This window comes from Rhodococcus sp. IEGM 1370 (assembly GCF_033142325.1).
Taxonomy (GTDB): Bacteria; Actinomycetota; Actinomycetes; order Mycobacteriales; family Mycobacteriaceae; genus Rhodococcoides.
Genome location: NZ_JAWLRY010000002.1, coordinates 18,180 through 43,567, shown reverse-complemented (window position 1 = coordinate 43,567; position 25,388 = coordinate 18,180). Strand labels below are relative to the sequence as shown.

Annotated in this window: 24 protein-coding genes; 13 read left to right on the top strand and 11 right to left on the bottom strand. The window is 64.6% G+C overall.

The window, feature by feature from the left end:
* Positions 1–12 precede the first annotated feature (12 nt).
* Positions 13–1,278, top strand: coding sequence for a primosomal protein (locus R4P47_RS03385; RefSeq protein WP_179274866.1), 1,266 nt, complete (start codon positions 13–15; stop codon positions 1,276–1,278).
* Positions 1,279–1,299: 21 nt separating this feature from the next.
* Here the strand turns inward: R4P47_RS03385 and R4P47_RS03380 are convergent, their stop codons facing one another.
* A complete protein-coding gene (locus tag R4P47_RS03380) occupies positions 1,300–2,424 on the bottom strand; it encodes an adenosine deaminase (RefSeq protein WP_052047363.1) in 1,125 nt (374 codons plus the stop codon).
* Between the two features lie 244 nt (positions 2,425–2,668).
* Between R4P47_RS03380 and R4P47_RS03375 the strand changes: the two genes are divergently transcribed.
* Together R4P47_RS03375 and R4P47_RS03370 are read left to right on the top strand one after the other, a co-directional pair.
* Complete coding sequence (locus R4P47_RS03375) at positions 2,669–4,171, top strand: APC family permease (protein WP_037188136.1); 1,503 nt, start codon at positions 2,669–2,671, stop codon at positions 4,169–4,171.
* A 19-nt stretch (positions 4,172–4,190) separates the two neighbouring features.
* Positions 4,191–5,045: a universal stress protein gene (locus R4P47_RS03370; RefSeq protein ID WP_149405394.1), complete on the top strand. Its 855-nt coding sequence runs from the start codon at positions 4,191–4,193 to the stop codon at positions 5,043–5,045.
* 65 nt (positions 5,046–5,110) lie between these two features.
* On the opposite strand, the gene R4P47_RS03365 is transcribed toward R4P47_RS03370, so the two are convergent.
* Both R4P47_RS03365 and R4P47_RS03360 read right to left on the bottom strand, forming a co-directional pair.
* Complete coding sequence (locus tag R4P47_RS03365; protein ID WP_149405393.1) at positions 5,111–6,532, bottom strand: NAD(P)/FAD-dependent oxidoreductase; 1,422 nt, start codon at positions 6,530–6,532, stop codon at positions 5,111–5,113.
* Positions 6,529–8,034, bottom strand: a complete 1,506-nt coding sequence (locus tag R4P47_RS03360; RefSeq protein WP_094739453.1) for a gamma-aminobutyraldehyde dehydrogenase — start codon at positions 8,032–8,034, stop codon at positions 6,529–6,531. The genes R4P47_RS03365 and R4P47_RS03360 overlap by 4 nt, the downstream gene beginning before the upstream one ends.
* A gap of 142 nt (positions 8,035–8,176) precedes the next feature.
* Here R4P47_RS03360 and R4P47_RS03355 point away from each other — a divergent pair, with 142 nt between their 5' ends.
* Together R4P47_RS03355 and R4P47_RS03350 are read left to right on the top strand one after the other, a co-directional pair.
* Positions 8,177–8,641, top strand: a complete 465-nt coding sequence (locus tag R4P47_RS03355) for an Lrp/AsnC family transcriptional regulator (protein ID WP_037188142.1) — start codon at positions 8,177–8,179, stop codon at positions 8,639–8,641.
* Positions 8,638–10,005: an aspartate aminotransferase family protein gene (locus R4P47_RS03350; RefSeq protein WP_037188144.1), complete on the top strand. Its 1,368-nt coding sequence runs from the start codon at positions 8,638–8,640 to the stop codon at positions 10,003–10,005. The genes R4P47_RS03355 and R4P47_RS03350 overlap by 4 nt, the downstream gene beginning before the upstream one ends.
* 9 nt (positions 10,006–10,014) lie before the next feature.
* Here R4P47_RS03350 and R4P47_RS03345 read toward each other — a convergent pair whose 3' ends face one another.
* Positions 10,015–11,298: a thymidine phosphorylase gene (locus tag R4P47_RS03345; RefSeq protein WP_149405392.1), complete on the bottom strand. Its 1,284-nt coding sequence runs from the start codon at positions 11,296–11,298 to the stop codon at positions 10,015–10,017.
* Positions 11,291–11,704, bottom strand: coding sequence for a cytidine deaminase (locus R4P47_RS03340; protein WP_037188964.1), 414 nt, complete (start codon positions 11,702–11,704; stop codon positions 11,291–11,293). Before R4P47_RS03340 ends, R4P47_RS03345 begins: the two co-directional genes overlap by 8 nt.
* 265 nt (positions 11,705–11,969) lie before the next feature.
* Between R4P47_RS03340 and sdhC the strand changes: the two genes are divergently transcribed.
* The 4 genes from sdhC to R4P47_RS03320 are packed head-to-tail and all read left to right on the top strand — an operon-like array spanning position 11,970 to position 15,384.
* A complete protein-coding gene (sdhC, locus tag R4P47_RS03335; protein WP_082073728.1) occupies positions 11,970–12,380 on the top strand; it encodes a succinate dehydrogenase, cytochrome b556 subunit in 411 nt (136 codons plus the stop codon).
* Positions 12,380–12,832, top strand: a complete 453-nt coding sequence (locus R4P47_RS03330) for a succinate dehydrogenase hydrophobic membrane anchor subunit (RefSeq protein ID WP_032397462.1) — start codon at positions 12,380–12,382, stop codon at positions 12,830–12,832. Before sdhC ends, R4P47_RS03330 begins: the two co-directional genes overlap by 1 nt.
* 16 nt (positions 12,833–12,848) lie before the next feature.
* On the top strand, positions 12,849–14,600 hold the full coding sequence (sdhA, locus tag R4P47_RS03325) for a succinate dehydrogenase flavoprotein subunit (protein ID WP_037188148.1): 1,752 nt from the start codon (positions 12,849–12,851) through the stop codon (positions 14,598–14,600).
* Position 14,601: 1 nt separating this feature from the next.
* Positions 14,602–15,384 (top strand): succinate dehydrogenase iron-sulfur subunit, encoded by a 783-nt coding sequence (locus R4P47_RS03320; RefSeq protein ID WP_037188150.1) that lies wholly within the window; start codon positions 14,602–14,604, stop codon positions 15,382–15,384.
* A gap of 64 nt (positions 15,385–15,448) precedes the next feature.
* On the opposite strand, the gene R4P47_RS03315 is transcribed toward R4P47_RS03320, so the two are convergent.
* The 4 genes from R4P47_RS03315 to R4P47_RS03300 form a co-directional block, all read right to left on the bottom strand.
* Positions 15,449–16,654: an acyl-CoA dehydrogenase family protein gene (locus R4P47_RS03315; RefSeq protein WP_149405391.1), complete on the bottom strand. Its 1,206-nt coding sequence runs from the start codon at positions 16,652–16,654 to the stop codon at positions 15,449–15,451.
* A 96-nt stretch (positions 16,655–16,750) separates the two neighbouring features.
* Positions 16,751–17,533: an ATP-binding cassette domain-containing protein gene (locus tag R4P47_RS03310; protein ID WP_149405390.1), complete on the bottom strand. Its 783-nt coding sequence runs from the start codon at positions 17,531–17,533 to the stop codon at positions 16,751–16,753.
* Between the two features lie 2 nt (positions 17,534–17,535).
* A complete protein-coding gene (locus R4P47_RS03305) occupies positions 17,536–18,594 on the bottom strand; it encodes an ABC transporter permease (protein WP_037188152.1) in 1,059 nt (352 codons plus the stop codon).
* Between the two features lie 29 nt (positions 18,595–18,623).
* The gene (locus R4P47_RS03300; RefSeq protein WP_094633746.1) at positions 18,624–19,628 is read right to left on the bottom strand and encodes a substrate-binding domain-containing protein; all 1,005 of its coding nucleotides are present in this window, start codon (positions 19,626–19,628) and stop codon (positions 18,624–18,626) included.
* 215 nt (positions 19,629–19,843) lie between these two features.
* Between R4P47_RS03300 and R4P47_RS03295 the strand changes: the two genes are divergently transcribed.
* Genes R4P47_RS03295 through R4P47_RS03285 form a run of 3 tightly spaced genes read left to right on the top strand, consistent with a single transcriptional unit; the run spans position 19,844 to position 22,293 of the window.
* A complete protein-coding gene (locus R4P47_RS03295; RefSeq protein ID WP_094739455.1) occupies positions 19,844–20,152 on the top strand; it encodes a hypothetical protein in 309 nt (102 codons plus the stop codon).
* A gap of 24 nt (positions 20,153–20,176) precedes the next feature.
* A complete protein-coding gene (locus R4P47_RS03290) occupies positions 20,177–21,646 on the top strand; it encodes a sensor histidine kinase (protein ID WP_149405389.1) in 1,470 nt (489 codons plus the stop codon).
* Positions 21,631–22,293 (top strand): response regulator transcription factor, encoded by a 663-nt coding sequence (locus tag R4P47_RS03285; RefSeq protein ID WP_037188159.1) that lies wholly within the window; start codon positions 21,631–21,633, stop codon positions 22,291–22,293. The genes R4P47_RS03290 and R4P47_RS03285 overlap by 16 nt, the downstream gene beginning before the upstream one ends.
* A 36-nt stretch (positions 22,294–22,329) precedes the next feature.
* On the opposite strand, the gene R4P47_RS03280 is transcribed toward R4P47_RS03285, so the two are convergent.
* Positions 22,330–22,776: a hypothetical protein gene (locus R4P47_RS03280; RefSeq protein WP_317784086.1), complete on the bottom strand. Its 447-nt coding sequence runs from the start codon at positions 22,774–22,776 to the stop codon at positions 22,330–22,332.
* Positions 22,777–23,030: 254 nt separating this feature from the next.
* Between R4P47_RS03280 and R4P47_RS03275 the strand changes: the two genes are divergently transcribed.
* On the top strand, positions 23,031–24,341 hold the full coding sequence (locus tag R4P47_RS03275) for a D-alanyl-D-alanine carboxypeptidase family protein (protein ID WP_149405388.1): 1,311 nt from the start codon (positions 23,031–23,033) through the stop codon (positions 24,339–24,341).
* On the opposite strand, the gene yhjD is transcribed toward R4P47_RS03275, so the two are convergent.
* The gene (gene yhjD, locus R4P47_RS03270; protein ID WP_037188162.1) at positions 24,342–25,361 is read right to left on the bottom strand and encodes an inner membrane protein YhjD; all 1,020 of its coding nucleotides are present in this window, start codon (positions 25,359–25,361) and stop codon (positions 24,342–24,344) included.
* Positions 25,362–25,388: the final 27 nt, after the last annotated feature.

Below are 25,388 nucleotides of genomic sequence, written 5' to 3'. Positions count from 1 at the left end.
AGGCTTCGCGCCATGGCTGGAGACATCATCCCGATCGAACTCGGTCTCACCGCCGGTGACTTCTCGACACTGTGGGCACCGGAGTGGCGAGAAGGCGACGACGAGTGGGAGGCATTCCTCGGACACGAGGAAGACCTGTACGGATTCTCGACCGTCGCAGAGCTCGCGGCATTCGTCAGATCCGACGACGACAACGATCTCGTCGATCATCCGTCGTGGACGGTGGTCTCCGCACTCGCTGCACACGAGCTCGAGCCCGACGATCTGCACCGCTTCGATCTGGTGGCGGTGCCGGAGTTGGTGGCCTCCGATCCCGAGGCCGACGTTCTCGCCGAACTGCAGGCCACCTTCGACATCGTTTCCTCCATCGGCGATGTCTGCGAATTGCGACCTGTCACAAGCTTTTTCGGCTCCAACCCGTTCGTCGGCGCCGTCGGCGGAGGCGTCGAGAACTTCCTCGGTCGCGAGGGCGGTGAACTGTGGGACCGCATCGGTGCAGCGGTCGCCAAACACTGGGACGACGTGCTCGACGCAGTCGACTCCATCGTCACCTCCCCCGCTGTCGACTCCGCAGCCGTTGCCGTCGCCGAAGCCGAGATCACCGCAGCCGCCGAGAACGCCGTCGACGCCGATGACGTCACGGACGACATCGACTCCGATTCGGACGACGAAGACGAAGACGACTCCGCCGAGGTGGACCGCGATCCGATCGCCGCTGCCGCAGCCGAAGAAACGTTCTGGACCACGGTCGGCATCGACCCGATTCGCATCATCACCTCGGACGACACGCTCTACACCCTGCGGTGCTACCTCGGCGACAAGCCGGTGTTCCTCGGCCGCGGCGGCGCCATCAGCGTCTTCGGTTCCGAGCGTTCGCTGGCCCGGTATCTGGCCGACGACCACGATCACGATCTGGCGCAGGTCAGCACCTACTCCGATGTTCAGACCGCCGCCATCGACGGCTCCCTCGACATCACGATCACCGACGACAACGTGTACGTGCTGCCCGGCCTCGCCGACGACCTCGCCGACGGGCCAACCGCAGTCGACGTCGAACAACTCGACCTCGCCGTCGAATTGTTCACCGACGCCGCCGATTTCGCCGGTGACGATTCCGTCGACGAAGCTCTCGCCACGTCCACCCCACTGGGTTGGTACGTCTCGTACGCCCTCGAGCCCAGTCCCGACCGGCTCGCTCCGAGCGCACCGTTCGACGTCGAGGCCGAAGCATGGCGCGCCCTCGAGCGTGAGTTCGAGAGCCGACTGCGCAAGAAGTAGCCGGCCGCCGGGTCTGGTCGATCAGCCGATCAGAACCGCGTAACCGGGCTTGATGACGTCGTCGATGAGCGCCAGCCGCTCGTCGAACGGCAGGAACGCCGACTTCATCGCGTTGATGGTGAAGCGCTCGAGATCGCTCCAGCCGTAGCCGAAGGTCTCGACGAGCTTGGCCATCTCGCGACTCATCGAGGTATCGCTCATCAACCGGTTGTCGGTGTTGACGGTGACTCGGAATCGCAATCGGGCGAGCAGATCGAACGGGTGCGTCGCCAACGATTCGACGGCTCCGGTCTGGACGTTGGAGCTCGGGCACAGTTCGAGGGGCATTCTCGTGTCGCGGACGTACGCGGCGAGCAGACCGAGTTCGGGTGTGCCATCGGCACCGGTGGTGATGTCGTCGGTGATCCGGACCCCGTGACCGAGCCTGTCGGTGCCGCAGAATGCCACCGCTTCCTGGATCGACGGCAGACCGAACGCTTCTCCCGCGTGAATGGTGAAGTGCGCGTTGCTCGCTCGCATGTACTCGAAGGCGTCGAGGTGGCGACTGGGAGGAAAGCCCGCTTCGGCACCGGCGATGTCGAAGCCCACGACCCCACGGTCGCGGAACCGGACCGTCAGTTCGGCGATCTCCCGCGAACGCGCCGCGTGCCGCATCGCGGTGAGCAAGGTGCCGATCGTGATGTTCTTGCCCCGCACCTTGGCCGCGGAAATCCCCGCTTCGAAGCCGGCGAGCGTATGGGTGACGACCTCGTCGAGGGTCAGTCCGCGTTCGAGGTGCTGTTCCGGTGCGAAGCGCACCTCGGCGTACACGACGCCGTCGTCGGCCAGATCCTCGGCGCATTCGCGCGCCACTCGGAACAGCCCTTCGGGGGTCTGCATCACGGCGACGGTGTGCGCGAACGTCTCGAGGTACCGCACCAGCGAGCCACTGTCCGCGGCGTCGCGGAACCACTCGCCCAGCGCCGCGCCGTCGGTGGCCGGAAGATCGCCGTAACCGCATTCGTCGGCCAGCTCCAACACGGTCTGCGGGCGGAGTCCGCCGTCGAGGTGATCGTGCAGCAATGCCTTGGGAGCTGTCCTGATCGACGCGAGATCGAGTGGCGCACTGCCACCGATCGAGGACTGAGTGTTCTCCGCGGTGCTCATGTGTCGACGGTAGCGTGCGGCTCCCGCGCACGCGCGCCTGTCATCGCCACTCGGCGAGTCCGCGGATTCCCCCGACGTCCGCCCCTTCCGCGACCCATTTCGTTGCATTGTTACTCCGATGAAAACAATTCCGTCGATACACAGCGGATCGGCGACGGAAATCGTAGTGTTCAGCACACACGCGCAGCCGATTCCGTCGGGTCCCCTCCGACGTCCTCGGTCGACTCGAACCTCGGAGAGACCTATGTCCACTGTGGAACCGCCGAACACCATTCCGGGTAAAGGGCTCAACACCGGCGCTCTCGGGCTGGTCGGCAACATCGTCATCGGCTTGTCGGCGGTCGCCCCGGCCTACAGCCTCGCCGCCACCCTCGGTTACGTGGTTCTGGCCGTCGGCGACAAAGCGCCCTCCATGTTTCTCATCGCCTTCGTTCCGATGCTGCTCACTGCCTTCGCATACCGCGAACTCGGTCGCGACACACCGGACTGCGGAACCTCGTTCACCTGGGGCACCAAGGCCTTCGGGCCCTGGGTCGGTTGGATGGCCGGGTGGGGGCTGGCCGTGTCGGCGATCATCGTGCTGGCCAACGTCGCCGAGATCGCAGCCATCTATCTGTTCGAGTTCCTGGGCCTGTCGGGGTTGGCGGAGTCGACCGCGGCCAAGGTCGCTCTCGGTTCGTTCTTCATCGTCTCGATGACCTACGTCAGCTTCCGCGGCATCCTCATCAGCGAACGCATGCAGAACGTACTGCTGGTCGTGCAGTTCGGAGTGCTCATCGGAGTCTCGGTGACGGCACTGGTCAAGGTGGGTACCGGAACCGCAGGACCGCAGGCCATCACGCCCCAGTGGAGTTGGTTGGTGCCCACCGGAGTGACGATGTCCGACGCGGCCCAGGCCATCATCCTGTGCATCTTCATCTACTGGGGATGGGATGCCTGCCTTGCCGTCGGCGAAGAAACGAAGGACTCGGAGAAGACGCCGGGACGGGCCGCAGTGATCACGACGCTGATCCTCGTTGCTACGTATGTTCTCGTCGGATACGCCGTGCAGTCGTTCGCCGGTTTCGGCGATACCGGCATCGGCTTGAACAACCCGGACAACGTCGACGATGTGCTCACCATTCTCGGCGATCCGGTCGCCGGGTCGATCGTCGCGTCCCTGCTGCTGTTGACGGTCTCCATCTCGGCGCTGTCCTCGACGCAGACGACCATCCTGCCCACGGCCCGCGGAACACTGTCGATGGCCGTGTACGAGGCAATCCCCAAGCGGTTCGCCAGCGTGCACCCCAAGTACATGACGCCCGGCTTCGGCACGCTCGTGATGGGTGCCGCAGCCCTGCTGTTCTACCTGGTGCTCACCTTCGTCAGCGCCAACGCATTGCAGGATTCGGTGGCCTCGCTCGGGCTCGCGGTCGCGTTCTACTACGGCATCACCGCGTATGCGTGCACGTGGTATTTCCGCCGAACGCTGCTGACGTCCGTGCGAAACCTGTTCATGCGCGGCATCTTCCCGTTCCTCGGCGGATTGTCGATGACGTGGGCGTTCGTGCAGAGCGCAATCGACATGATCAAGCCCGACTACGGTTACACCGTCTACGGTCCGATCGGCGGTGTGTTCGTCCTCGGCGTCGGCATGCTGGTACTCGGAATCCCGCTCATGCTGCTGTGCTTCGTGGGCAACAGGGACTTCTTCCAGGGCAAGACACTCACCGCGTCCACCGAAGTCAAGGTTCCGGACACTTACTAGAAGAGAAGGACCGAAACTCATGAAGATCACCGTCGGCTACCTCGCCACCCCCAGCGGCGACGACGGCGTAGCCCTGGCCACCGCCCTCGCCCGCGCCCTCGACGCGTCCATCGACATCGTGCTGGTCATGGCCGTCGACGAACCGGTCATGGAAGGCAGCGGACCGTATCGCAAAGTTCTCGAGGCCAAGGCGCGCGGCTGGGTGGACGACGCGGCCGCTCAGGTGCCGTTGGGCATCGAGGTGACCACACACGTTCTCTCCCACGAGTCGTTCGCCCGCGCGTTGATCGACTTCGCGGTGAACACCGATGCCGACATGATCGTCGTCGGCGGTGCGGGTGACGGCCTGCTGAACCGGCACTCGATCGGGTCGGTCGCCAGTCAACTGCTGCATGCCTCGGAAGTGCCGCTGGCACTTGCCCCTCGGGGCTATCGGCTCTCGAACGCACCGATCACCGACCTGACCGTCGCCGTCCCCACCCGGGCATCGGCCCCGAATCCGCTGCCCTTCGCGATCACCATTGCCAGCGCGGCGCACGTGCCGGTCCGCTTGGTGTCGCTGGTCTCGCTCGAGCCGACCGGGGCACCGAGCGACGAGACGTCACTGGACACCCGTCGCCGACAGGTCGCTGCCGCGCAGGACAATCTCGACCACGCGGTGCGCACACTCCCCGACATCGACGGTCTGGAGTCGGTCGTCGCCGACGGGTCGACGCTCGACGAGGCGATGGGCAACCTCGACTGGAAACCGGGCGATGTGCTGTTCCTCGGCTCGAGTCGACTGGCGACTCCGAAGCGGGTGTTCCTCGGTTCGAGCGCGGCCAAGATTCTGCGTGCTGCCCCGGTGCCGGTGGTCGTCGTTCCGCACGATTAGTGCCACGGCAGTGGTGCGGTCGAGTGCCCCGGGTAGCACTCGACCGCACCACTGCCTTTGGCACCTCAGCTGTCGAAGCCGAGACCGAGCGCGTCCATGCCCTTGAGCCACAGGCCGCGTTTTCCGCCGTTGCGGTCGGCTCGGGCGAATGCCGCACGGGTGATGTTGATTCCGATCGACTTGAGGGGCTCGGGCGGGAACGGCAGCGGCATGCTGCGCACCATCTTCAGGCGTGTTCGTTCGGTGTCCTTGCCGTCGAGTAGATCGAGCGCGGTGCGGGCCCCGAAGTGCGACGCGCCGACGCCGAGTCCGGTGAACCCGGCCACCGAGGCCACCCGTCCGTTCATTCCGAGATCCCAGAAGGCGCTGAACCGCGAGCACGTGTCGATCGATCCGCCCCAGGCATGGGTGGCGCGAATTCCTTCGAGGCTCGGGAACATCTGCAGCAGGTGTTCGGCGAGCAATGCGAACTCTTCGGGGTGTTGGGTTCGGCGTGGGTCGGTGTCGCTACCGTAGAAGTAGTGCGCATCCCACCCGCCGAACAGGATGCGGTTGTCCGCCGTCAACCGGAAGTAGTGGAATCGGTTGCCGGAGTCGGCCAATCCTTCGCGGCCGGACCAGCCGATGTCGGCGAGCTGCGCCGACGTCAGTGGTTCGGTCATGATCACGTAGTCCCACACCGGGACGATCCAGTGACGGAGTTTGCGGCGCAACGATTTCGACGCCGACGTGGCCAGCAGCACCTTGCCGGCCTCGATGGTGCCGTAGCCCGTCTTCACTCGAATACCGTTGCCGGACTTGTCGATCGACAGCGCCCGAGTGTTCTCGTGAATGCGAACGCCGAGCGATTCGGCCGCGTCGGCCAGGCCCCAGGCGAGTTTGGCGGGGTCGATCATCGCGACATCGGGGTCGAACAGTGCACCGCGCGCCATCGGTGAGGTGATCCTGGACTGCACTGCAGCGGCGTCGAGGTATTCCATCGGCTGCGACAGGCGTGCACCCTCGTCACCGAGCTCCCGCAGGTCGTTCACCTGCCAGTCGAAATTGGCGATGTCGAGCTCGCCGGTGCGCTCGATCTCGGCGTCGATCCCGTACTTCTCCGCAGTCGCGCAGATCGCGTCGAGCGTCTCGGTGCCCATCCGCAGCAGCTCGGGTAGTTCGTCGGCGTAGCGGTCGAGTCCGTTGCCCAGTCCGTGCGTCAGGCTGGCCGCACAGAAGCCGCCGTTGCGTCCGGTTGCGCCCTCGGCGATGCGGTCGCCTTCGAGCAGCACGATCGATCGGTTCGGGTTCTCTTCTGCCGCCTGCAGAGCCGCCCACAGTCCGGTGAATCCGCCGCCGATGATCACCAGATCCGCTGCAGCCGAACCGGTGTGCCGTGTCCGCGGTGCCGGGCGTTCGGGACGATCGAGCCAGTAGGACTCCGGTGCCGCGCCCGCCACCATCGCCACACCGCGGTCGGTGGGTTCGGTTGCCCATGATGCGCTCATCGGGCGTCCTCCTGCGCTTCGGGATCGGCCGCCGCGAACACCGTTCGATGCCAAGCCTTTCGAGCCACACCGGTGATGTCGGTCATGACGTGCTTGACGGTGAGGTACTCGTCGAGCGAGTAGCTGGACATGTCCTTTCCGAAGCCCGAGGCCCCGAATCCGCCGTGTGGCATCTCGCTGATGATCGGGATGTGGTCGTTGATCCACACACAGCCGGCGGCGATCTCCCGCGTCGCTCGGCCCGCGCGGTACAGGTCTCGGGTCCACGCGGATGCGGCGAGTCCGAACGCAGTGTCGTTGGCGCGCCGGATCGCATCGTCGTCGCCGTGATGCTTGGACACCGTGAGCACCGGACCGAACACCTCGTCGCGATAGATCTCGTCCTGCTCACCGACATCGGCGATCAGGGTCGGCGGATAGAACGCACCCCGGCCCTCCGGGACACGGCCTCCGGTCACCACCCTGGCCCCCGCGTCGCGAGCCCGATCCACCATCGCCGCCACCCGATCTCGATGCGCGACGGAGATCAACGAACCCATGTCGGTTGCCGGATCCGTCGGGTCTCCCACGACGACGCGACCCATCAACTCGGCGACCCCGGCGACGAAGTCCTCGTACAGGGATTCGGCGACGATGGCGCGCGTGGCTGCCGTGCAGTCCTGACCGCCGTTGATCAACGATCCGGCGACAGCACCGTGCACAGCGGCATCGAGATCCGCGTCGTCGAAGACCACCAGCGGTGCCTTGCCGCCGAGCTCGAGCTGCACCCGAGTTCCGTGCGCGGCGGCCTGCGCCATGACGCGCCTGCCGACGGGAGTGGAGCCGGTGAAGGTCATCAGGTCCAGTCCTGCATGGGAGGACAGCGCGACTCCGGCGTCGAGACCGGTTCCGGTGACGACGTTGAACACCCCGTCGGGCACGCCTGCCTCGGTGGCCAACCGCGCCAACCGCAACGTGGTCAGTGGCGTGAGTTCACTGGGCTTGAGCACGATGGAACACCCGGCCGCCAACGCCGGTATCGCCTTCCACACCGCCATCTGCAGCGGATAGTTCCACGGCGTGATCGAACCGACCACTCCGACGGCGTCACGCCGAATGGCGGAGGTGTGCTCACCCGAGTACTCCGCAGCAGCCTTACCGTCCAGGTGCCGCGCAGCTCCGGCGAAGAACTCGATGTTGTCCACGCTCCCCGGAACGTCGAATTCCGTTGCCAACCTTGTCGATTTACCGGTCTGCGCCACCTCCTCGGACACGAAGTTCTCCGCGTCGGCCGCAACGAGACGCGCCAGTTCCAGCAACACAGCGCTGCGGTGTGCGGGGGTGGCGCTGGACCACGAGGGAAAGGCCGATCGGGCATGCGCGAGAGCCGAATCGACGTCTTCGGCGGTCGCCAGACCGACCTCGGCGACGACAGCTCCGGTCGCGGGATCGTCGACCTCGTACCGATCACCACTACCGTCGACCGCGCGTCCGTCGATCCAACAACCAGGAATGTTCGCCATGCCTGCAGAGTACCGTCGGACCCACGGATTCTCTCTGTTTCCAGCCTTTCGACAACTGATTCTGTCGTCTGAATCCACAATTGACACGCTTTTCATCGTCGACGGGTTGTGTTCACGGCCACGACAGTGACAAGATCGATCCATGCCCGAGCAACCACCCATCGCACTCGACGACGTCTCCAAGGCGATCATCGAGCAACTCCAGGAGGACGGGCGTCGCTCGTACGCTGCCATCGGCAAAGCCGTCGGACTCTCGGAAGCGGCTGTGCGTCAACGAGTTCAGCGCCTGACGGACTCCGGCGTCATGCAGATCGTCGCGGTGACCGATCCGGTGCAGGTGGGGTTCAAGCGGCAGGCCATGATCGGCATCAAATGCACCGGTGACAGTCATGCACTGTCCGAGGAACTGTCGGCGATCGATGCGATCGACTACGTCGTCCTCACCGCAGGGTCGTTCGACGTCGTCGTGGAAGTGGTGTGCGAGGACGACGAACAACTCCTGCAGATCCTGAACAAACAGATCCGCAGCCTGGACGGTGTCACCAGCACCGAAACGCTGGTCTATCTCAAACTCGTCAAGCAGCAATACAATTGGGGAACACGATGACGCGAACGACATCCGAACTCGACGCTTCCGCAGCCAAGCATCTGTGGGGCCACTTCACCCGCCACGGCGCAGGGGTCACACCCCCGATCATCACCCGCGGTGAGGGCTCGACCATCTGGGACTCGAACGGCAAGAGCTACATCGACGGTCTCTCGGGACTGTTCGTGGTGCAGGTGGGCCACGGACGCGAGGAACTGGCCGAGGCTGCCGCCAAGCAGGCCAAGGAGTTGGCGTTCTTCCCCCTGTGGTCGTACGTCACCGAACCTGCGATCGAGCTCGCCGAGCGGCTCGCCGGGTACGCCCCGGGCGATCTCAATCGCGTCTTCTTCACCACCGGCGGAGGCGAGGCCGTCGAGAGCGCATGGAAGCTCGCCAAGCAGTACTTCAAGAAGGTCGGCAAGCCCGGCAAGCACAAGGTGATCTCGCGGTCCATCGCCTACCACGGCACCCCGCAGGGCGCACTCGCCATCACCGGAATTCCGGCGCTCAAGGAGCCGTTCGAGCCGTTGACGCCGGGTGCGTTCCGGGTGCCGAACACCAACATCTACCGCGCCCCTGCTCCCCTGGACACCGATCCGAAGGCGTTCGGAATCTGGGCTGCGGATCGCATCGCCGAGGCCATCGAGTTCGAAGGCCCCGACACGGTTGCCGCGGTGTTCCTCGAGCCGGTTCAGAATGCCGGCGGGTGCTTTCCTCCCCCGCCCGGATACTTCGAGCGCGTCCGTGAGATCTGCGACCGCTACGACGTTCTGCTCGTGTCCGACGAAGTCATCTGCGCGTTCGGCCGCATCGGGTCGATGTTCGCCTGCAGCGACTTCGGCTACGTACCCGACATCATCACCTGCGCGAAGGGAATGACCTCGGGCTACTCGCCCATCGGCGCAATGATCGCCTCCGACAAGCTCTTCGAGCCGTTCGACGACGGCACCTCGAGCTTCGCGCACGGATACACCTTCGGCGGCCACCCCGTCTCCGCCGCCGTTGCCATGGCCAATCTCGACATCTTCGAGCGCGAGGGCATCAACGCGCACGTCGCAGACAACGCACCGGCGTTCCGGGCAACGCTCGAGAAGCTGCACGACCTGCCGATCGTCGGAGACGTGCGCGGCGAGGGATTCTTCTACGGCATCGAGTTGGTCAAGGACAAGACCACGAAGGAGACGTTCAGCGACGCCGAAGCAGAACGCATCCTTCGCGGTTTCCTGTCCACGGCCCTGTTCGACGCAGGCCTGTACTGCCGCGCCGACGACCGTGGTGACCCGGTGGTGCAGCTGGCTCCGCCGCTGATCTGCGGTCAGAAGGAGTTCGACGAGATGGAGCAGATCCTGCGCAGCGTGCTGACCGAGGCGGGCAACCTGATCTGACCGGTCTCGCTACAGCCCGATGCGGTCGATCACGAGGGGCCTCGGCTGCGTGGCCGTGGCCCCTATCTCCCAGCTGGATTCGAGTGCCTGTTGCGCGTACTCGAAACGCTCGGGGGTGTCGGTGTACAGGGTTGCGAGCCGATCCCCGGCCCGCACCCGATCACCGGGCTTGGCGTGCAGCCGCACCCCGGCTGCGCTCTGCACCGGCTCACCCTGACGTTCTCGGCCTGCCCCCAGCCGCCACGCCGCCAGTCCGACGCCCATCGCGTCCAGTCCGGTCACGACGCCGTCGTGCGTAGCAGTGAATTCCTGGCTCTCGCGGGCGACGGGTAGTGCGGCATCGGGATCGCCGCCCTGCGCGGCGATCATCGTTCGCCACCGATCCATGGCCGAACCGTCGGCGAGCTTGTCGGCCGGATCGATCCCCTCGATCCCGGCAGCGGCGAGCATCGTGCGCGCAAGCGTGATCGTCAGCTCGACGATGTCGGCCGGGCCACCTCCGGCAAGGACCTCGACCGATTCCTGAACCTCCAGCGCGTTGCCTGCGGTCAGCCCGAGGGGGGTGTCCATCGCAGTGAGGACCGCCAGAGTGCGTACGCCCGCATCGGTTCCGAGTTCGACCATCGCGGTGGCCAGTTCACGTGCGTCGTCGACGTTCTTCATGAACGCACCGGCACCGACCTTCACATCCAACACGAGTGCCCCGGTGCCCTCGGCGATCTTCTTGCTCATGATCGAGCTGGCGATCAGCGGTATCGACTCGACCGTTCCGGTCACGTCGCGCAGTGCATAGAGCTTCTTGTCGGCCGGAGCCAGATCGGCACCGGCAGCACATACGACGGCACCGATCGCCGGATCGGCCAGAATGCGATGAATCTCCTCGCCGCTCAGATCCGCTCGCCATCCGGGGATGGACTCGAGCTTGTCGAGTGTTCCGCCGGTGTGCCCGAGTCCTCGACCCGACAGCTGCGGCACAGCGGCCCCGCAGGCGGCGACGAGCGGAGCCAGCGGCAGCGTGATCTTGTCTCCGACACCACCGGTCGAGTGCTTGTCGACGGTGGGCAGCGGCAGCGCCGAGAAGTCCATTCGTGTGCCCGACGCGATCATCGCGTTCGTCCACGTACCGAGCTCGCGACGCGACAATCCGCGCCACAGAACGGCCATCGCGAGAGCCGACATCTGTTCCGGCGCGACGGATCCGCGGGTGAACTCGGCGATCACCCATTCGATCTGCTCGTCGTCGAGAACGCGTCCGTCGCGCTTGGCACTGATGATGGATACGGCGTCAGGCATGGTTGTTCACGCGTCCTTCGTCGAGGTTGTCGGGGCCGAAAGCGTTCGGGAGCAACTCTGCCAGTCGAGCCGGTCCCGAGACGGTGTCGACGAGCAGATCCGGGCCGCCGAACTCGTACAGCAGCTGTCGGCATCGCCCGCACGGCATCAGAATTTCACGCCTGGAATCGCAGCACGAAAAGGCCACGAGTCTGCCGCCGCCGGTCGAGTGCAAGTTCGACACCAACCCGCACTCCGCGCACAGCCCCAAACCGTATGAGACATTTTCCACATTGCACCCGGTGACTATCCGATTGTCGTCCACCAGAGCTGCTGCACCGACCGGAAAGTTCGAGTACGGGGCATAGGCACGACCCATGGCCTCATGAGCATTGTCGCGCAACGTCTTCCAGTCGATTTCGTTCATGGTGAACCATCCAATCACGGCGTCTGAATTGATGCAGAGATCCGCCCGAAAGTGCGTGCATCAATTGGGAAGGCAAACCTAACACCGGATTTCGGCACCGTACGAACCTCGAGTCGAATTAGTTCCGTGTTTCGAATGGGTTTACAGTTTCGAGTAAGCGGCTAGTACAACCAGCACTAGGGCCGAATCGCGACAAATCGAGCCAGGCAAGACCGACCACCGGGGCTCGATGCGTCCACCAACGACGTTGGAGGCATTGCACTCGATGAGTAGCACGACGGAAGTCGCTCCGGTCAAGGAGCGCAAGCGGTCCCTGTACCGCGGGGATCCGGGCATGTGGTCCTGGGTTCTGCACCGCATCACTGGCGTGTTGACGTTCTTCTTCTTGTTCGTCCACGTCCTCGACACGGCGATGGTCCGGGTCAACCCCGAGACGTACGACGCCATCATCGAGACCTACAAGACCCCGCTCGTCGGTCTGATGGAAATCGGTCTCGTCGCGGCAGTGCTGTACCACGCGTTGAACGGCATCCGCGTGATGCTGATCGATTTCTGGTCCAAGGGACCGCAGTACCAGAAGCCGATGCTGTGGGCGATCGCAGTCGTCTGGCTCGTCGTCATGATCCCCGGCGCGGGACGAATCTTCTACAACATGTTCACGGCGGGTGGTCACTGATGTCGACGCAGGGTCCCGAGGCGAAGGTCCTCGGCACGAACTACGACCGTCCGGCCAGCTTGGCCAACCCGCGTTCACCGCGGCGCCAGAGCAAGGGCAACTTCGAGCTCTACGCATGGCTGTTCATGCGCTTCTCCGGCCTGGCACTCGTCGTGCTCGTCCTCGGCCACATGTTCATCATGCTGATGCTCGACGACGGTGTGCACCGCATCAACTTCGCGTTCGTCGCCGGTCGCTGGGCCAGCCCGTTCTGGCAGTTCTGGGACCTGACGATGCTCTGGCTGGCGCAGCTGCACGGCGGCAACGGCCTGCGGACGATCATCGCGGACTACTCCCGCAAGGACTCGACGCGATTCTGGCTGACCACGCTGCTGGTGCTGTCGATGATCCTCATCATGGGCGTCGGCACCTACGTCATCTTCACGTTCGATCCCAACATCACGGCGAGCTAAGGACACTGACGCTTACATGCAGGAACATCGTTACGACGTACTGATCGTCGGCGCAGGCGGTGCCGGTATGCGTGCTGCGATCGAGGCCGGACCCCGTGCTCGCACAGCCGTACTGACCAAGCTCTACCCCACGCGCTCGCACACGGGCGCGGCTCAGGGCGGCATGTGTGCCGCTTTGGCCAACGTCGAGGAAGACAACTGGGAGTGGCACACGTTCGACACCGTCAAGGGCGGCGACTACCTCGCCGACCAGGACGCCGTGGAGATCATGGCCAAGGAAGCCATCGACGCAGTTCTCGACCTCGAGAAGATGGGTCTTCCGTTCAACCGGACGCCCGAGGGCAAGATCGATCAGCGGCGCTTCGGCGGCCACACCCGCGATCACGGCAAAGCTCCTGTGCGTCGTGCGTGCTACGCGGCCGACCGCACCGGCCACATGATCCTGCAGACGCTCTACCAGAACTGCGTCAAGCACGACGTCGAGTTCTACAACGAGTTCTACGCACTGGATCTCTGTCTGACCGAGACCGACGACGGTCCTGTCGCGACCGGAATCATCGCCTACGAGCTGTCCACCGGCGAGCTGCACATCTTCCACGCGAAGTCGATCATCTTCGCCACCGGCGGCTCGGGCCGGATCTACAAGACCACCTCCAATGCCCACACCCTCACCGGTGACGGCATGAGCATCGTGTTCCGCAAGGGTCTTCCCTTGGAGGACATGGAGTTCCACCAGTTCCACCCGACAGGTCTCGCAGGCCTCGGCATCCTCATCTCCGAGGCCGTGCGTGGCGAGGGCGGCATCCTGCGCAACGAGTCGGGTGAACGCTTCATGGAGCGCTACGCACCGACCATCAAGGACCTCGCGCCCCGCGACATCGTCGCGCGCTCGATGGTGCTCGAGGTGCTCGAAGGACGCGGTGGCGGCCCGAACAAGGACTACGTCTACATCGACGTCACGCACATTCCCGAGGAAGTTCTGGACGAGAAGCTCCCGGACATCATGGAGTTCTCCCGCACGTACCTCGGCGTCGACCCCGTCAAGGAACCGGTGCCCGTCTACCCGACGTGCCACTACGTGATGGGCGGTATCCCCACCAAGATCCGTGGCGAGGTTCTGCGCAACAACGAGGACATCGTCCCCGGCCTGTACGCGGCCGGCGAATGCGCCTGCGTCTCCGTGCACGGAGCCAACCGTCTCGGCACCAACTCGCTGCTCGACATCAATGTCTTCGGACGTCGTGCCGGCATCGCGGCGGCCGAGTACGCGAACTCGGTCGACTTCACCCCGCTCCCCGAGGAGCCGGCGAAGATGGTGCAGGACTGGCTGGAGTTGATCCTGTCCGACCACGGTCACGAGCGCGCAGCCGACATCCGTACCGAGATGCAGCAGTCGATGGACAACAACGCATCGGTGTTCCGTACGGAGGAACGTCTCGAGACGGCGCTCAAGGATGTTCGCGCCCTCAAGGAGCGCTACAACAAGATCACCGTCGAGGACAAGGGCAAGCGCTACAACAGCGACCTGCTCGAGGCCATCGAACTCGGCTTCCTGCTCGAAATGGCGGAGGTCACGGTCGTCGGCGCACTCAACCGGAAGGAATCGCGCGGCGGACACGCTCGCGAGGACTACCCCGAGCGCAACGACGCCGAGTACATGAAGCACACCATGGCCTACAAAGAGGGCGAAGGTCTGCTGACCGATATCCGCTTGGATTACAAGCCGGTAATCCAAACCCGCTACGAGCCGATGGAGCGGAAGTACTGATATGAGCGCACCAACACTGGACAAGAAGTCCAACGAGTCCGATCTGCCGCCCGTCCCCGAGGGCGCGGTGATGGTCAACCTCAAGATCGCGCGCTTCAACCCCGAGAACGGTGACGGTCAGCGCTGGGACACCTTCCAGGTCCCCACCCTGGCCACCGACCGGCTGCTCAACCTCCTGCTGTACGTGAAGGGCTACCTGGACGGCACACTGACGTTCCGCCGCTCGTGCGCACACGGTGTCTGCGGCAGCGACGCGATGCGCATCAACGGTGTCAACCGTCTCGCCTGCAAGGTGCTCATGCGCGACATGCTCCCCAAGGACTCGTCGAAGACGCTGAACATCACCATCGAGCCCATCAAGGGTCTGCCGGTGGAGAAGGACCTCATCGTCGACATGGAGCCCTTCTTCGACGCGTTCCGCGCCGTGAAGCCGTTCCTCATGACGACGGGCAACGAGCCGACCCGCGAGCGGATCCAGTCCGCAGCGGACCGCGCCCGGTTCGACGACACCACCAAGTGCATCCTGTGCGCGTGCTGCACCACCTCGTGCCCCGTGTTCTGGAGCGACGGCAGCTACTTCGGCCCCGCTGCGATCGTGAACGCACACCGGTTCATCTTCGACAGCCGTGACGAGGGTGCAACCGAACGCCTGGACATCCTCAACGACGTCGAGGGTGTGTGGCGTTGCCGCACCACCTTCAACTGCACCGACGCATGCCCCCGCGGCATCCAGGTGACCAAGGCGATTCAGGAAGTCAAGCGCGCGTTGCTCTTCGCTCGCTAGCAGGCACATCCACAACGGAAAGCGCCCCTTCGCATATGCGAAGGGGCGCTTTCCGTTTCCGGTCTCAGACGAACGCGCTGAAGCCGGTCACACCACGGCCGACGATCAGGTTGTTGATCTGCGCGGTGCCCTCGTAGGAATACAGCGCCTCGGCGTCGGCGAAGAACCTGATGACGTCGTGCTCGATCAGAATTCCGTTGCCGCCCATAATTTCTCGGGCCCAACTCACCACTTCGCGCAACCGCGTCGTACAGAACGTCTTCGCGAGCGCCGCATGCTCGTCGTAGTGGACGCCGTTGTCCTGCAGCTGAGAGACACGAATCGCCATGCCGAGCGAGGCGGTGATGTTCGCCGTCATGCGTGCGATCAGGTCGGAGATGAGCTGGAACGACGCGATAGGAGATCCGAACTGTTCGCGTTCGCGCGCGTACGTCACGGCCCGCTCGTACGCGCCCATCATCACGCCCACGGCCTGAAACGCCACTCCCCCACGGGTCAAGCGGAGCACCTTCGCGGTGTCGGCGAACGAGTTGGCCTCGGCAAGCTTGTTCTCGACCGGGACTCGGCAGTTCTCCAGATGGATGTCGGCGTTCTCGACCGCGCGGAGCGAGTACTTGCCCTCGATCTTCTCGGCCCGGAATCCCTCGAAATGCTTTTCGACCACAAAGCCCTTGACCTCACCGTCGGCCTCGTCCTTGGCGAACACGATGGTCAGGTCTGCAAAGGTGGCGTTGCCGATCCAGCGCTTGCTGCCGTTGAGGATCCAGTGATCTCCGTCGAGTCGAGCGGTGGTCTCGAGTCCGCCTGCGACGTCGGAGCCACCGTGCGGTTCGGACAGTCCGAACGCGCCGATCGTCTCCATCCGGCGCATGGCGGGCAACCACCGCTGGCGCTGCTCCTCGGAGCCGAGAATGGAGATACTGCTCATCGCCAGCGAACTGTGCACGCTGAACATCGTTCCGGTGGACGGATCGACCCGCGCGAACTCCATTTCGAGCCAGCCGGTGAGCAGTTTGCGGGAGGCCTTGCGATCGTCGAACGCGTAGCCGAGACCAGCAATCTCGAGCTGGGCGATTTTCGGCATCAGGTGCACCGGCGAGGTGGCCTCCTCCCAGAATTCGTTCGCCCGCGGCGCGACCTCCTCCTGCAGGAACCGGCGGGTACGCAGGACCACCTCGGTCTCGGCCTCGTCGAGCATGCTCTGATACCCGTAGAAATCGGATTCGAGAAAGTCCGGCGACAGTGGTCCGAGGGGCTCGTGCTCGCTCATGTTCGGCTCCTTCGTCTGGCACCTCTCATCGGGCACCGCTACCGATCTTCTACCCGCCGCGCCCGATTCTCACGCATGCACCGCGGCCTTCGCCGGTCAGCGGCGCAGTTCGTCGGAGAGGGTCGCCAGTTCGTCGCCGCCCGCCATTTCCTTGGTGAGGTCGTCGATCGAGATGTCGTGGTGCGCACAGTCCAACGTCTGACGTCCACGATCGAGGAGAACGAAGTGATCTCCGACCATGTACGCGTGATGCGGATTGTGGGTGATGAACACGACGCCGAAGCCCTTCTCCCTGGCCGCCGAGATGTACCGGAGAACCATGCCGGACTGCTTGACGCCGAGAGCGGCGGTCGGCTCGTCGAGAATGAGCACCCGGGCACCGAAGAAGATGGCGCGAGCGATGGCCACGCACTGACGTTGGCCACCGGACAGCGAGCCGATGGGGGCATCGACGTCCGGCAGATCGATACCCATCTTGCGGAGTTCGTCGATCGTCGTCGCGCGCATGGCATGGGTGTCGAGGGTCTTGAAGATCGTGCCCTTGCGCAGTTCCTGGCCGAGGAAGAAGTTGCGCCACACCGGCATCAGGGAGACGACCGCGAGGTCCTGGTAGACCGTGGAGATACCCTGTTCCACCGCCTGCTTCGGCGAACCGAACGTCGTCGCCTTGCCATCGACGAGCAGTTCCCCCTCCGACTGCCGATGCAGACCGGACATGATCTTGATCAGAGTGGACTTGCCTGCGCCGTTGTCACCGAGAACGCAGGTGACCTCACCGGCACCGACGCGGAGGTCTATCCCGTGCAGCGCGATGATGTTGCCGTAGCTCTTGCCGACGCCTTTCAGCTCGATGAGGGGCGTGTTCGCAGAGGACGTCATGGTCACCTTTTCGCCGCGTAGTTGCGGAAGGAACTGTTCGCGATCACTGCGAACAGCAGCATCGCGCCGAGGAAGAACTTGAACCAGTCCGGGTTCCAGCCGGCATAGACGATGCCCTGGTTGGTCATGCCGAAGATGAACGCTCCGATGAAAGCACCGACAGCCGTACCGTATCCACCGGTCAGCAGGCATCCACCGATGACGGCGGCGATGATGTAGAGGAACTCGTTGCCCACGCCCTGGCCGGACTGGACGGTGTCGAACGCGAACAGCAGATGCATGCCGACGAACCAGGCGCAGAAGCCGACGAACATGAACAGGCCGATCTTGACCCGGGTGACCGGGACGCCGACCGCACGCGCCGATTCCTGGTTTCCGCCGACTGCGAAGATCCAGTTGCCGGTCCGGGTCTTCATCAGCACCCAGGTCGCGGCGAGCGTGAACACGATCCACCACACGACGGTGATGCGGACCGAGACACCCAGCAGCGAGAACGAGGACGAGAAGAAGGCCTTGGCCGAGTCGAATCCCTCCATGTCCGAGATGGACGGGGTGGCGACCTGGCCGGTGACGAGCTTGGTGACGGCGAGATTGATGCCGGTGAGCATCAGGAACGACGCCAATGTGATCAGGAACGACGGAATCTTCGTCGTCATCACCAGGTATCCGTTGAGGAAACCGACCGCAAGTGCCAACACCAGCGCCAATGCAGAGCCCGCCCAGACGTTCAGGTGCAGGTTGTAGGCCAGCATGGAGGCCATGATCGAGGAGAACGTCACCGCAACCCCGGTGGAGAGGTCGAATTCTCCGCCGATCATCAACAGGGAGACACCGATCGCCATGATGCCGATGGTCGAGGATGCGTACAGCACGGTGGCCAGAGCCTCGGGCGATCGAAACGGCGGTGCCACGATGCAGAAGAAGACGAAGATGGCGACCGCGCCGAACAGGGCACCGACCTCCGGTCGAATCAGCAATCGCTGCAACGGTTTCTGCTTCTTGACCCGCTCGTCTGCGATCACGGTGTGTTCGGACAGAGCCGGATCGGCCTGTGTGGACATGAATTTCCTTCCGCGCCGGAGCGACGCACTCAGCGCGTGCCGTTACGGGCGTATTCGGCGACCGCGTCGATGTTGGTCGAATCGATGAACGCGGGCCCGGTCAGCACCGGTGTACCTCCACCGATCGTGTTGCCGTTGTTGAGGTAGAGCCACAACGAGTCGATGGCCAGGTAACCCTGCAGATACGGCTGCTGATCGATGGCCCACGCCACGTCGCCGGACTCGATCGCATCGACGAGTGCTGCGTTGGTGTCGAACGTGACGATCGTGGCGTCGCTACCCGCATTGGTCTTGGACTGCACCGCAGTCAGAGCGATCGGAGCGGCGAGGGCGATGACGTGGTCGATCGTCGGATCCTGCTGCAGCTTGGCCGTGATGGTCGACTCCACGGACGGCATGTCCTTGCTGTTGACGTTGAGGATCTCGGTGGTGCCTCCGGTGAAGCCTTGCCTGACGCCGGCGCAGCGAGCCTCGAGTGCCACCGCGCCCTGCTCCTGGATGATGCACAGCGTCTTGCGAGCACCGTCCTCGGTGAGGCGCGCTCCAGCAGCCTGTCCGGCGATGGTCTCGTCCTGGCCGAAGTACTGCTGGACTCCCATGTCCTTCCAGGAGTCGTAGCCGGAATTGAACGCGACGACCGGAATGCCTGCGGCGCTTGCCGTCTCGACTGCGGAGGCCATCGCGTCGGGCTTGGCCAGAGTGACCGCGATTCCGTCGACCTTCGAGTCGATCGCACTCTGGACGAGGTTGGCCTGGTTGGGTGCCTCGGGATCTGCGGAGTAGCGCAGTTCGATGTTGTCCTTGGCCGCGGCGGCCTCGGCACCCTTGCGGACCAGATCCCAGAAGGTATCGCCGGGAACCTCGTGCGTGATCATCGCGATCGTCGCCGACGGAGTGTCGGCGACTCCCGCGTTGCTTCCGTCGTCGGACGATCGAGGAGCCCCACCGGTGCTCGAACAGGCCGCGACAGTCAGTGCTGCGACCGCACAGACCGCGCCGACCGCGATCGGCCCGCGTCTTTGCCGAAACCTCATTGCACTTCCCTTTCCAACAACCGGCTCTCGAACACCGACGAATCCGAGCCGCCGACCTGATCACTGTAAGAAACGATTGGTACCCGTCACGCATCTTCGACGATTATTCGTCACACAACAGAACCGGGGTGTGCACCACCGGACCTCGGACGACATGAGAGAACTCTCATCTCCGATTCACGTAGCCACAATCCACCGTCGTCAGACTCGGCCGTGTGCGAACCATCATCGTCTCGGCCCTGGGACTGCTCACGCTCGCCGTGCTCGTCACGGCATTGCTGACGACTCGATCGACGGGCGAGCAGACCCCGTTGCCCGCACCCATCGTTGCACCCGCCGCACCCGTGCAATCCGCCCCGGGTACCCCACAACCCGTTCCCCCTCTACCTGGACCGAGTGAACCCACGCCCACTCCCGCGCCACAACCGGTGGCACCGGACGGATTCGTGCCCCCGCCTCCGCTACCGCCTGCCGACTGGGACGATGACTTCGACGACGACTGGGATGACGATGACGACGACTGACCTTGCTGCGAGACCGACCACGTGATGCGGACGCGACTGCTCGCCCTACGCCCGACGAGCGCCAGGAGCCGCATCTTCTCGTGGGTGCTCCTGCTGGTGCTGGCATCGCTGGCGGCTGTCACCGTCACCACCTGGCTGCTCATGATTCGCGCGACCGACAATCGCATGCGCGAATCGCTGCGCACCGAGATCGCCGAGTTCACCACCCTCACCGACGCGGGCGTCGATCCTGGAACCGGCGCACCGTTCGACGACATCAACGACGTGCTCCGCGTGGTGATCACCTACAACCTCGCCCGCCCCAACGAGAAGTTCCTGGGCTACGTGGACGGTGCGTTCGCCGTGCAGAGCAGGCAGCAGGCACCGGTGCGACTGTCCGACGACAACGGCTTCACCGCCGAGGTGGGTACCGTCACCGCGCCCGTCGAGGGTTCGTATACGAGCGCGGCAGGTGAAGTGGTGTACCTCGCGGTGCCGGTCTCCCTGGCGGGCGACCCGGTGACCGGGGTCGTGGTCGCCGCCTACTTCGCCGACCAGGAACGCGCCTCCGCCGACGAGACCGCGACCCTGATGCTCGTCGTCGGCGGCGTCACCTCGGTGCTGGCGGCGGTCGGGGCGTGGTTGGTCGCGGGCCGCATCATGTCTCCGATCAGACACATCACCGCCACCGCCAGAACGATCACCGAGACCGACCTGTCCGGCCGAATCACCGATGCCAGAACAACGGGTCGAGGCGACGACATCGGAGCCCTGATCGACACACTGAACTCGATGCTCGACCGAATCGAGTCGGGTGCGGCCAGTCAGCGCAGATTCCTCGACGACGCGGGCCACGAGCTCCGCACTCCCATCACCATCGTCCGAGGTCATCTCGATGTGCTCGACCACGACGACCCCGCCGACGTTCGCGATACCGTTGCGCTGGTCGACGACGAACTCGATCGGATGAACCGGCTCGTAGCCGACCTGTTGCTGCTCACCCGGGCCGACCAGACGAGCTTCGTCACCCCTGTGGTCACCGATGTCGACGCGCTCACCCGAAGCGTGTTCGACAAGGTGACCACCCTCGCCGACCGGGAGTGGGTGCTCGAGGCGAGCGCAACCGTCCACGCACCGCTCGACGCACAACGACTGACTCAGGCGTTGCTGGCACTGGCGGACAACGCAACTCACCACACGACGCCCGGCAGTCGCGTCGGCATCGGATCGCAACTGTCCGACGGCGACATCCGGTTCTGGGTCACCGACTCGGGCCCTGGAATCGAGCGCGACGAACAGGAACGAATCTTCGAGCGCTTCGCCCGCGGGCGCAACGGAACCAGACGCACCGAGGGCGCAGGTCTCGGCTTGTCCATCGTCACCGCCATCGCACAGGCCCACCGTGGACGGGTCAGTGTCGGCAGCGCACCGGGACACGGGGCCACGTTCACCATCACGATTCCACTGACCGATTCCCCTCCCCCGCAGAAGGATCGACCATGGCCCGCATCCTGATCGCCGAAGACGAACCCCGCATCGCCTCGTTCGTGCACAAGGGGCTGCGAGCCAGCGGTTTCAGCACGACGACCGTCTCCGACGGCAGATCCGCGTACGAGCACGCGCGCAGCGGCGACTTCGATCTGGTGGTACTCGACATCGGGTTGCCGATCATGGACGGCTTCGAGGTACTGCAGCGACTGCGCGGAGAACAGTGCGAGATACCGGTGATCGTGTTGACCGCACGCGACAGCGTCCAGGACGTGGTGTCCGGTCTCGAAACCGGTGCCGACGACTACATGGCCAAGCCGTTCCGCTTCGAGGAACTGCTGGCGCGCATCCGAGTTCGCCTGGGCACCAAACGAACCGTCGACACCACACAGCTTGCGGTCGCCGACCTCACCCTCGACCTGCGTACCCGGCGAGCTGTGGTGGGAGACCGCACCGTCGACCTGTCGGCACGAGAGTTCGCCCTGGCCGAGACCTTCATGCGCCACCCCGGCCAGGTCCTCTCGCGAGAGCAACTCCTGTCACAGGTGTGGGGATACGACTTCGACCCGGGCTCCAATGTCGTCGACGTCTACGTCCGCTACCTTCGGGCGAAATTCGGTGCCGCCCGAATCGAGACCGTCCGCGGAATGGGATACCGACTCGCCGAGACATGAGTGGCGTCGGCCGGTGCCGACGCCACTGCTGGAGTGTCAGTCGTCCCAGTCGTGATCGTCGTTGTCGTCGTCCAGATCGTCGTTGTCGTCGTCCAGATCGTCGTTGTCGTCGTCCAGATCGTTCCAGTCGTCGTCGCGGTCGTCGAGATCGTCGTACCGGTCGTCGTTGCGGTCGTCGAGATCGTCGTACCGGTCGTCGTTGCGGTCGTCGAGATCGTCGTTGCGGTCGTACCGGTCGTCGTCGTTGCGATCATCCGAGTCGTCGTCGTAGCGGTCGTTCGGGATCTGGGTCGGCGCGGGCTGTTGGGGAGCTGCCGGCGGGGTCGGAGCCGAATCCGACTCCGACAGAGGCTGTTCCACCGAGATCGAGGACGGCCGCTGCTGGGTGGGGCCGTCGTCGGCGATAGCGAGTGCGCCGACGCTTCCGAGGGTGACGACAACGGCTGCTGCACCGACGATCATGAACTTTCCTGGCATTCTCATGGCTGCTCCTTCGATCCGGGTTCTGTGGGCCACCGTTTCGGTGATGACTCAACGATCGCTGTCGAACGTGAGAAGCGAAGGAGCACAACATGAGCGAGTTCTCATACTGGCGACGGGCAAGTGCGGCGACGCGAGATCGACATTCGGCCGTTGTCGGTGACGGTGTCGGGACAAGATCCGGAGCGGTCGTTCGGGCGACCCTCGCCGGTGGGTCGCCACGTCACCCGACCCCTGAGCGCCTATGGTGATTCGCGATGAAAAGGATTCGAGTGTGTGTGGCCGTGTCGGCAGTGTCGATGGTTCTCGTCGGCATGGGCTGTGGACCGGCTCTGGCGCAACCCGCCGGCGAGCCACCGGCGGTGACGACGACACCGCCGTTCACGACGCCCGACACCGACAGCTGCCCGTACGCCGCGTCACCTCCCCCGGCGATCGACCTGTCCGAGGTACCGGAACCTGGAAGCACTGCCCCGCAACCACTCCCGATTCCCGCCGAGGCCGTCGGCGGTGATCGGCTCGCCGAGTGTGGAGAGGTGCTGCCGGACAGGGCTCCCCCGTTGCCTGCGGATATCTCGGCAACCGGGTTCGTGGTGGCCGACATGGACTCCGGCTCCGTGCTGGCCGCCAAGGATCCGCACGGGCGACATCGGCCGGCGAGCACGATCAAGGTGCTGCTTGCGATCGTCGCCCTCGACGAGCTGAACTTGAACGACCGGATCACCGCGACCGCAGAGGACGCCGATGCAGAGGGCAGTGCCGTCGGCATCGGAGAGAACGGTGTCTACACCAATCTCCAATTGATGCAGGGCCTGGTGATGGCGTCGGGAAACGATGCAGCGCATGCGTTGTCCAGGCAGTTGGGCGGCGACGCGGCCACCGTGGACAAGATGAATGCCAAGGCCGCAGAACTGGGTGCGCTCGATACGCGCACCGCCACGCCGTCGGGTCTCGACGGTCCTGGCATGGCGAGCTCTGCCTACGACCTGGCGTTGATCTACCGCGCGGCCATGCGTGATCCGACCTTCGCACAACTGATTTCGACCGAGAACGTTCAGTTTCCCGGCTACCCGAAGGACCCCACGATTCCGGACGACCAAGACCGGCCCGGGTTCACCCTCTCCAACGACAATCAGCTGCTCTACAACTACGAGGGCGCACTCGGAGGCAAGACCGGGTACACCGACGATGCTCGCCAGACATTCGTCGCAGGAGCAGAGCGGGGCGGTCGACGTCTCGTCGTGACGATCATGAAGGGCGACGTGCTGCCGATCCGGCCCTGGGAGCAAGCAGCCCGCCTGTTGGACTACGGGTTCGCTCTCGATTCGAGTCAGGGTGTAGGCGAACTCGTGGAGCCGCAGTCGACGTCCGCGGTGACGAGCACACGTGCGCCCGAGGCCACGCCAACCCTCGCCCAGCCACCCGCATCGGCGTCGGGGTCGAGCTCCCGCCAGTCCGAGATGCAGGCACAGGGCGACACCGTCGTTCGCATCGCGATAGGTGTGATCGGTACGATCGTGGTGATCGGGCTGCTATGGGGAGCTCGGCGGCTTTCGCGCAACCGCTGATCAGCGACGCCGGTTGCGCAATCCCGCAACGCCGAGAGCTGCGAGGGCACCGGCACCCACCAGCGCCAGACCGCCCGTCACGCCAGGTCCTTCGCTGACCTCGACCCTCGTGTTGATCACTGCCGGCTCCGGTGCCGGAACATGCGCTTCGGCCAAGCTTTCGCGTGTCGTCGCAGCGAACGACGTGGAGAACAGCACCAGCCGTGACGTCGTGAACACGAACACCAGCAGGCCGATGATGGGACCGAAGACCACGCCCGCGGGCCCGCTCGTCACCGATGCCAGGTAGAGGGCACCGAGCTGCTTGAAGATCTCGAATCCGACGGCAGCGAGCAGCGCACCTTTGGCTGCGCTGCGCCACGACACCGGCTCGCGCGGCAGCCTCGAGATCACCCAGGTGAACAATGCCCAGGTGCCCGCAAGCGCAAGGAGAATCGAGAAGACGCGCAGCGCGACGCCCACTCCTGGGATGGAATCGAGATTGGCCCACTCCAGAATGCTGCGCATCAGGTCACCTCCGGCCAGCGCCGACAACGCCAACGACAGCACCAGCGCGGTCCCCAGCCCGAGCAGCGCGGCGAAATCCTTGGCCTTGGTGGCCAGAAAACCACCCTGCTCGTGCTGGCTCTCCCACATGGCGGTCAGTGCCTCGCGTAGGTTCGCGATCCAACCGAGACCGGCATACAGGGCACCGAGCAGACCGATGATGCCGACGCTCGTCCGAGACTCGATGGCCGTCTGAATCAGCGAATTGATGGTCTCACCGAAGCTGCCGGGCACGTTCTCGGCAATCTGCGACTGGATCTCGGCAAGCCACTCGGGCTGATTCACCAGCACGAACCCGGCGATCGCGAACGCGACCATCAGCAGCGGGAACAGGGCCAGCACACTGAAGTACGTCATGCCTGCGGCGTAGTAGTCGCCCTTCTGACCCTGATACCGCTGCGCAGCAACAACAGTGTGATCGAGCCACGGCCACCGTTCGCGCCGGTCGTCGAGGATCGCCTTGAAATCGGGCATGGCACTCACCTTCTCGCTGTCGTCGCC